Source organism: Actinoplanes sp. NPDC049599 (genome assembly GCF_044465625.1).
GTDB lineage: Bacteria > Actinomycetota > Actinomycetes > Mycobacteriales > Micromonosporaceae > Actinoplanes.
Genome location: NZ_JBITLX010000028.1, coordinates 111605 through 119685, shown reverse-complemented (window position 1 = coordinate 119685; position 8081 = coordinate 111605). Strand labels below are relative to the sequence as shown.

At 71.5% G+C, this 8081-nt stretch carries 8 protein-coding genes; 4 read left to right on the top strand and 4 right to left on the bottom strand.

The features are described 5' to 3' along the window. The 3 genes from ACIBQZ_RS34910 to ACIBQZ_RS34900 all read right to left on the bottom strand — a co-directional run. On the bottom strand, positions 1-500 hold a 500-nt coding region (locus ACIBQZ_RS34910; protein WP_396093112.1), incomplete at its 3' end, for a substrate-binding domain-containing protein. Between the two features lie 282 nt (positions 501-782). Further along, positions 783-1256: a Cys-tRNA(Pro) deacylase gene (gene ybaK, locus ACIBQZ_RS34905; protein ID WP_396093111.1), complete on the bottom strand. Its 474-nt coding sequence runs from the start codon at positions 1254-1256 to the stop codon at positions 783-785. Between the two features lie 10 nt (positions 1257-1266). Continuing rightward, entirely contained in the window at positions 1267-2433 is a 1167-nt protein-coding gene (locus tag ACIBQZ_RS34900; protein ID WP_396093110.1) for a methyltransferase domain-containing protein, read from the bottom strand. Between the two features lie 231 nt (positions 2434-2664). On the opposite strand from ACIBQZ_RS34900, the gene groES reads away from it, so the two are divergent. The 4 genes from groES (at position 2665) to ACIBQZ_RS34880 (ending at position 7362) form a co-directional block, all read left to right on the top strand. Beyond that, positions 2665-2979, top strand: coding sequence for a co-chaperone GroES (groES, locus tag ACIBQZ_RS34895; RefSeq protein ID WP_084297906.1), 315 nt, complete (start codon positions 2665-2667; stop codon positions 2977-2979). A 73-nt stretch (positions 2980-3052) separates the two neighbouring features. Then, a complete protein-coding gene (gene groL, locus ACIBQZ_RS34890; protein ID WP_396093109.1) occupies positions 3053-4702 on the top strand; it encodes a chaperonin GroEL in 1650 nt (549 codons plus the stop codon). A gap of 84 nt (positions 4703-4786) precedes the next feature. Then, positions 4787-5425, top strand: a complete 639-nt coding sequence (locus tag ACIBQZ_RS34885; RefSeq protein ID WP_396093108.1) for a hypothetical protein — start codon at positions 4787-4789, stop codon at positions 5423-5425. Positions 5426-5559: 134 nt separating this feature from the next. Further along, positions 5560-7362 carry a molybdopterin-dependent oxidoreductase gene (locus ACIBQZ_RS34880; RefSeq protein ID WP_396093107.1) on the top strand — a complete coding sequence of 601 codons (1803 nt, stop codon included), beginning with the start codon at positions 5560-5562 and terminating at the stop codon, positions 7360-7362. Positions 7363-7531: 169 nt separating this feature from the next. Here ACIBQZ_RS34880 and ACIBQZ_RS34875 read toward each other — a convergent pair whose 3' ends face one another. Next, complete coding sequence (locus tag ACIBQZ_RS34875) at positions 7532-7921, bottom strand: WhiB family transcriptional regulator (RefSeq protein WP_212986734.1); 390 nt, start codon at positions 7919-7921, stop codon at positions 7532-7534. Positions 7922-8081 lie beyond the last annotated feature (160 nt).

Sequence of the window (8081 nt, the reverse complement as noted above, 5' to 3'; positions counted from 1 at the left end):
TTGGTCGCCTTCATGTCGGTCAGGCACTTGACCAGACCCTCACCCTGCAACTTGCCCACCGCCACGTTGTCGAACGACACGTAGTAGTTCGCCCCACCGTTGAGCGTCAACCGGTCGTAGTCGATCGTCGCGATACCAGCAGCCTTCGCCTTGTCCAGCACCGCCTTACCGGTACCCGAGTCCAGGTTCACGATCATCAGCACCTTCACACCGCTGGAGATCATGCCGTCCGCGATCGTCTGGAACTGGCTCTTGTCACCCTGGGCGTTCTGGATGTCCACCGACACCCCGGCCGCGTCGAACGCCGCCTTCAGGAACTTGGGGTCGTCGGAACCCCACCGCTGGGAGCTGGCAGTGTCCGGCAGGATGACGCCCACCTTGCCGACGGACGCGGCGCCGGTGCTGCTGTCGGAGTCGCTGCCGCTGTCGTCACCGCACGCAGCCATGCTGCCGGTGGCCAGCAGGCCGACCGCGGCAAGGGCGAACATTCCCTTACGCATTCCTCGAGTCCCTTCGGATCAATCCGGGCCTTGCATCGGATTCCTGGTGCGCCGGGGTTGCTCGGGTGTCGGGCACCCGTGTCCCCGGCGCCGGGCGCGGCACCACGGGCCCGATCGTGAGATCCCCGCCCGCGTGACAGTCCGGCGAGCCGCCGGCGGCGTGCCGCCGAGCAGTCGCTGAAGTCGCCCCACGAGATGACGCTAGGTCACGCTGAGGGTCCCATTTGCCGGTTCTCGGGAGAAAGGTCCCTGACGAGTAGTAACGGTGTCGTAACGGAGGGCTCAGGACCTGATCGTGGCGGTGCTGGCCCCGGTGAGCCTGATCAGGTCGGCCGGCGCCAGCGACACCTGCAGGCCGCGGCGCCCGGCGGAGACGTACATCCGGTCCAGCGTCAGCGCCGAGTCGTCGACCACCGTGGGGAGCCGCCTGCGCTGGCCCAGCGGGCTGATGCCGCCGCGGACGTAGCCGCTGCTGCGCTCGGCGGCGGCCCGGTCCGCCAGCGCGGCCCGCTTGCCGCCGGCCGCGGCGGCCAGCGCCTTGAGATCAAGATCGCCGGTCACCGGTACGACCGCCACGGTCAGGCCGCCGTCCACCTCGGCGATCAGGGTCTTGAAGAGCTGGGCCGGTGCGACCCCGAGGGCCACGGCGACCAGGGCGCCGTAGTTCGGGGCGTCCGGCGAGACCTCGTACGGGTGCAGCTCGTGCGCCACCCGCTGCGCCGTCAGCAGCACGATGGCCGGGGTGCTCTTCGCCACGGCGACGAGGTTATCGGCAGAGCAGGACCGTCGGAGTCCCGGCCACCCGGGTCAGCACGAGCGACGCCCCCGCGCTGCCGCTGAGGCGCAGATCACGGCGCAGCTGCTCGGGCTCCAGCGCCGAACCGCGCTTACGGATCTCCAGGCGCCCGATGCCCCGGTCGCGCAGCAGGGTCCGCAGCCGCTTGAGCGAGAACGGCAGCACGTCGGTGATCTCCAGCCGCCGGCCGAAGGGGGTGTCGACCGGGGCGTCGGTGTACACGTACGCGATCTCCGGGTCGGCGATCCGGCCACCGATGACCGCGGCGAACTCGGCGACCAGGTGCGAGCGGACCACGGCCGGGTCCGGGTCGTACAGGAAGGCGCCGACCTCGCCGACCGGCGCGGCCTCGACGCCGGAGCCGGTCAGCTCGCGGCCGGCGGGCAAGAGGATCGCCCGGCGCGGAAATTCCGCGAGCGGGCCGCACCAGAACGCCGCCTCGACCAGGTCGCCGTCGACGCTCACCCACTCGCCCTCGGCGCCCGGCGGCAGCAGCGCGTGGTCGATGCCCGGGGCCAGCTTCAGCACCGTGCGGGGAACCCGGGCGGGCAGCGCACCGATGAAGTCCCAGGACGGCGACCAGGAGCGCGGGTCCATCACCCGGCCCCGGCCGGCCCGGCGGCGCGCCGGATCGGCGAAGACCGCGTCGAACTGCTCCACCGGCACGGTCGTGGCGTCCGCGCAGGTCACGGTGACGAGCCCGGCGAGCCCGGCGGCCTCGGCGTTGGCGGCGGCCAGCGCGGCGGTGAGCGGATCCGCGTCGACCGCGTGCACCCGGATGCCCCGGCGGGCCGCGGCCAGCGCGTCCGAGCCCAGCCCGCACCCCAGGTCGGCCAGGCTGCGCACGCCCGCGGCGGCCAGCCGGGCGGCCCGGCGGTCGGCGACCACCGCCCGGGTGGCCTGCTCGAGCCCCGCCCGGGTGAACATCATCGTGTCGGCGGCGGCGCCGAACTTGCCCACCGCCCGGCGGCGCAGGTCGGCCTGGGTGAGGGCGGCGGAGGCCAGCTCGGGGGCGATCCCGCGGGCGCGCAGGGCGGTGGCCGCGGCCAGCGGCTCGCCGTCGGCGACGTCGGCGGCGGCCGCCAGGGCGGCAGACCCTTCGGCGGTACGCAGGGCAGCGAGCAGTTCGAGGTCCACGGCGAGTCATTCTGCTAGGAGGTGACGTGCTGGCACTCTGGTTGACGGAGTGCTAGTTCCGGCATAATCTCCGATTAGCACTCTCAACCTGAGGGTGCCAGCGCGCGCCCCATCCGGGATGCGCGCAAGCACCAGGCGGACCGGCACCCGCGACGACGGCCCCGCCCGGTGGCATGAGGCATCAGCCCGGCCTGTCCACTGGCCGGCGACAACACCTGTACCCAGGAGGGTATGCCCGTGACTACCGCGACAAAGGTTGCGATCAAGCCGCTCGAGGACCGCATCGTGGTCCAGGCGAACGAGGCCGAGACCACGACGGCGTCGGGCATCGTGATTCCCGACACCGCCAAGGAGAAGCCGCAGGAGGGCACCGTCCTCGCCGTCGGCCCCGGCCGGATCGACGACAAGGGCAACCGCGTTCCGATCGACGTGCAGGTCGGCGACACCGTTCTGTACTCGAAGTACGGCGGCACCGAGGTCAAGTACGCCGGCGAGGAGTACCTGGTGCTCTCCGCCCGCGACGTCCTCGCGGTCATCGAGAAGTAGACCTAACCGACAGTGCTGACCGCCCTGGCCCGGCTCTCCGGTCCAGGGCGCCGGTGCGTTGAAGGGACCATATATGGCGAAGATCCTCAGTTTCTCTGACGACGCCCGGCACCTGCTGGAGCACGGCGTCAACACGCTCGCCGACACGGTCAAGGTCACCCTCGGGCCGCGCGGCCGCAACGTCGTCCTCGACAAGAAGTTCGGCGCGCCGACGATCACCAACGACGGTGTCACCATCGCCAAGGAGATCGAGCTCTCCGACCCGTACGAGAACCTCGGTGCGCAGCTGGTCAAGGAGGTGGCGACCAAGACCAACGACGTCGCCGGCGACGGGACCACCACGGCCACCGTGCTCGCCCAGGCGCTGGTCAAGGAAGGCCTGCGCAACGTGACCGCGGGCGCCAACCCGATCGCGCTCAAGCGCGGCATGGACCTGGCCGCCGAGGCCGTGTCCAAGGCCCTGCTGGAGAAGGCCGTCGAGGTCGGCGACCACAAGGCGATCGCCAACGTCGCCACCATCTCCGCCCAGGACGCCACCATCGGCGAGCTCATCGCCGAGGCGATGGACCGGGTCGGCCGCGACGGGGTCATCACCGTCGAGGAGGGCTCCGCGCTCAGCACCGAGCTCGACGTGACCGAGGGTCTGCAGTTCGACAAGGGCTTCATCTCCCCGAACTTCGTGACCGACGCCGAGTCGCAGGAAGCCGTCCTGGAGGACGCGCACATCCTGATCACGACGCAGAAGATCTCCAGCGTCGAGGAGATGCTGCCGCTGCTGGAGAAGGTCCTGCAGGGTGGCAAGCCGCTGCTCATCGTGGCCGAGGACGTCGACGGCCAGGCGCTGAGCACCCTCGTGGTGAACGCCCTGCGCAAGACCTTCAAGGTCGCCGCCGTGAAGGCCCCCGGCTTCGGGGACCGCCGCAAGGCGATGCTGCAGGACCTGGCGATCGCGACCGGTGGCGAGCTCATCGCCCCCGAGCTCGGCTACAAGCTCGACCAGGTCACCCTCGACATGCTGGGCACCGCCCGGCGCGTCGTGGTGGACAAGGAGAACACGACCATCGTCGACGGTGGCGGCCGCAAGGCCGAGATCGACGACCGGGTCGCGCAGATCCGCAAGGAGATCGAGGCCTCGGACTCCGACTGGGACCGCGAGAAGCTCTCGGAGCGGCTCGCGAAGCTCTCCGGTGGCATCGCCGTCATCAAGGTCGGCGCCGCGACCGAGGTCGAGATGAAGGAGCGCAAGCACCGCATCGAGGACGCCATCGCGGCGACCAAGGCCGCGGTCGAGGAGGGCACCGTCCCCGGCGGCGGCGCCGCCCTGGCGCAGGTCGCCTCGGTGCTCGACGGCGACCTCGGCCTGGTCGGCGAGGAGGCGATCGGCGTACGGATCGTCCGCAAGTCGCTGGTCGAGCCGCTGCGCTGGATCGCCCAGAACGCCGGCCACGACGGTTACGTCGTGGTGGGCAAGTCGGCCGAGCTCGGCTGGGGCCACGGCCTCAACGCGGAGACCGACGAGTACGTCGACCTGGTCGCGGCCGGCATCATCGACCCGGTGAAGGTGACCCGCAACGCGGTCTCCAACGCCGTCTCGATCGCCGCGCTGCTGCTCACCACGGAGAGCCTCGTGGTGGAGAAGCCGGCCGAGCAGGAGCCGGCCGCCGGCGGTGGCCACGGCCACAGCCACGGCGGTCACGGACACCAGCACGGCCCGGGTTTCTGATTCGGCAGAGTAAAAAGGGCGCGTCGCGATCAGCGGCGCGCCCTTTGTCGTGTGTGATGCGGGATTCGGGGGAAAGAGGCGCGGATGATCGTCGTGGTGGAGGGGCCGACCGCGGCCGGAAAGACGTCGTGGTGCCGGCGCTACATCGGCCGCTACGTCGCCGAGTACGCCACGACCGGCCGGGAACCCACCGACGCGGTGGCCCTGGCCCGGCACTGGGCCCGGGTCAGCATGCAGCGGTGGGCCGAGGCGGTCGACCTGGAACGCACCGACGGGGTGGCATTCTGTGACACCGACCCGGTGAAGCTGCACTACGCCTGGGGAATGGCGGCCCTCGGCCTGGCCCCGCGGGCCCAGTTCGACCGGGAGCTGACGGTGACCCGGGAGGCCTTCCGCGCCGGACGGCTGGGCTTCGCCGACGCGGTGCTGGTGGGCCTGCCGGAGGTGGAGACCCTGCAACGCCGCCGCGACGGCGACGGCACCCGGCGGCGGCGCAACTTCGCCGCGCACGTCCAGCTCCGGGAGCCGCTGCAGCAGTGGTACGCGGCGCTGGACCGGCTGGACCCGGGACGGGTGATCTGGGAGCTGCCGGCTGATGGCGTGCTGAAGCTGCCGGAGCCACGGGGGGAGCGGTGCTCGGTGGATCTGCTCGACGAGCTGGTGGCTGCGCTGCCGCCGCTGCGCCCGACCGTCGTCGAGCCGGCACGGCCGGTGGTCGGCTAGCGCTTCCGCCCTGCCCATGCGTTCTTCCGCCGGGTCGATGGTCTGTTTTGTCGCCGAGCCGGAGCGGCCGGACGTCATCGAAACGTAAGACCTGTCGCCGGGGTGCGTCCGGTTCCCGGGTGCAGGATGGAGAGGTGAAACTCTCCCAGCGGGCCGCGCTGGCCGGCCTCGCCGCGGCCGGGGTCGCCCTCGGCGTCGCCGAGATCGTCGCCGTCCTCACCGGCCCGCTCTCCTCGCCGCTGTTCGCGGTCGGCGGCGTGGTGGTCAACAACGTGCCCGCGCCGGTCAAGGACGCGGGCATCGCGATCTTCGGCACTCACGACAAGACCGCTTTGATCACTGGCACGGCGATCCTGCTGGCCTGTTACGCGGCGTTGCTGGGGGTGCTCGCGCTGCGCAGCCGGGCGGCGGCGCCAGTGGGCATCGCGGCGTTCGCGGTGATCGGCGTGACGGCGGCGGTGACGCGGAACGACGCGGGTGTCGCGGCGGCGTTGCCGACGGTGGTCGGTGCGGTCGCGGCGTTCTTCGCGCTCCGTCATCTCCTGCGCGCGGCGGTCGAGGCGGAGCCTGCGCCCGTGGGCGGGGTACGGCCCGCTTCTGTGGGCGGGGTAGGGCCCGCTTCTGTGGGCGGGGTAGGGCCCGCTCTTGCGGGCGGGGTCGCGCCCGCGGGCGCCGAGGCGTCCGGGTCTGCGTCTGCGTCTCCCTCTGCGTCTGTGGATCGGATCGGGTCCTTGTCTGCGGAAGGGGTTGGTGCTGCTTCTGCCGCCGGGGTTGGATCCGGATCAGGGGCGGGTTCCGGGGCCGGTGATGGTTCTGCCGGCGGCGTCGTGACGGTTCCGGCCGATGCCCGGCCGGCGGTCTCTCCGAGCGCTTACCGGGAGGGCGGGCGCCGGCGGTTTCTTGTCGGGCTCGGCGCCGCGGCCGGGGTCGCGGCCGTCGGCGGTTTCGGCGGGCGGCTGCTGACCTCCCGCCGGGCCGTGACCGCTGCCCGCAACGCCGTGGTGTTGCCGCCCGCCGCGCCGGCCGTTCCCGTTCCCGCCGGCGCCCAGGTCGACGGCGCGGTTCCCTACGTCACCTCGAACGCCGACTTCTACCGGATCGACACCGCGCTGTATCCGCCGCAGGTCGACCCGGCGAGCTGGGAGCTGCGGATCCACGGAATGGTGCGCAACCCGATCACCATCACCTGGGAGCAACTGCTGCAGCGGCCGATGGTGCAGCGATACGTCACCCTGGCCTGCGTCTCCAACGAGGTCGGCGGTGACCTGATCGGCAACGCGCTCTGGCTGGGCACGCCGATCAAGGACCTGCTCGACGAGGCGCAGCCGCTGCCCGACGCCGACCAGGTGGTGCAGCGCTCGACCGACGGCTGGACCTGCGGCACCCCCACCGCGGTGCTGCGCGACGGGCGGGACGCGCTGCTCGCGATCGGGATGAACGGCGAGCCGCTGCCGGTGCTGCACGGCTTCCCGGTGCGCATGGTCGTTCCCGGTCTTTACGGCTACGTCTCCGCCTGCAAGTGGATCACCGAGATCGAACTGACCCGGTTCTCCGACTACGACGCGTACTGGGTGCCGCGGGGGTGGTCCGCGCTCGGGCCGATCAAGACCGAGTCCCGCATCGACACCCCGCGCGACGGCGCCAAGCGCAAGGCGGGCCAGGTCACGGTGGCCGGGGTGGCCTGGGCGCAGCACCGGGGCATCACCAAGGTCGAGGTTCAGGTCGACAATGGCCCGTGGGCGCCGGCGACGCTCGCGCCGGTCGTCTCCCTCGACACGTGGGTGCAATGGTCGTATTCGTGGCCGGCGACCGCGGGGGAGCACACCCTGCGGGTGCGCGCCACCGACAAGGATGGTCAGACCCAGACCAGCACGCCCGCCCCGCCGGCGCCGGACGGTGCCACGGGATGGCATTCCGTGCAGGTCACGGTGGACTGAATCACGTCACGCGAAAGCCGCACTTCCCGTCCGACGACAGCGGCAAGTTCGCTCATACGGTGGCTTGCATGTCCACCAACGCGGCTCAACCGCCGCTGAACACACCGAAGCGGCTCCCCGCAGGGAACCGCTTCGGCACATGTGTGGTGATGCCGCGCTTCGTCCGGCGTCAGGCCGCCGGTGCTTGCCGTTGTGCAGGCACCGTCGACTTGTGGGGCCGGCCGAGGCGGGCTTCGAGCCGGGCCAGGTCGACGCGCCCGTGAGTCCGATCGGCAAGGTCCTCCCAGCCGACTGCGAGCAGCCGCAGCCGCTCCGCTTCGCTGAAACCTCCCCAGACGCCGTACGGCTCACGGACCGCCAGCGCGTGAGCAGCGCATTCCGCCCGGACCGGGCAGGCTCCGCACATCGTCTTGGCCTTCGCCTCACGACGATTGCGGGACGAGCCACGCTCACCGTCCGGGTGGAAGAACTGGGCGCTGTCACGCCCTCTGCACAGGCCGAGTCGCTGCCAGTCCCACAGGTCGGCGATGGGCCCGGGCAGTCTACGTACGTTCGACATCAACACCCTCCTCCCGCGCGGCACCGCGGAGTGTTGTCATGAGGGGCCTGGCTCAGGCCTGCCGCCGGTGTACCCAGGGGCAAGCCCGATCACACACGACTCGTCGATGTCTTCGTCAGCCGTATCCCATCGGTGCCACAAGCTGTGCCGATGTTTCCTA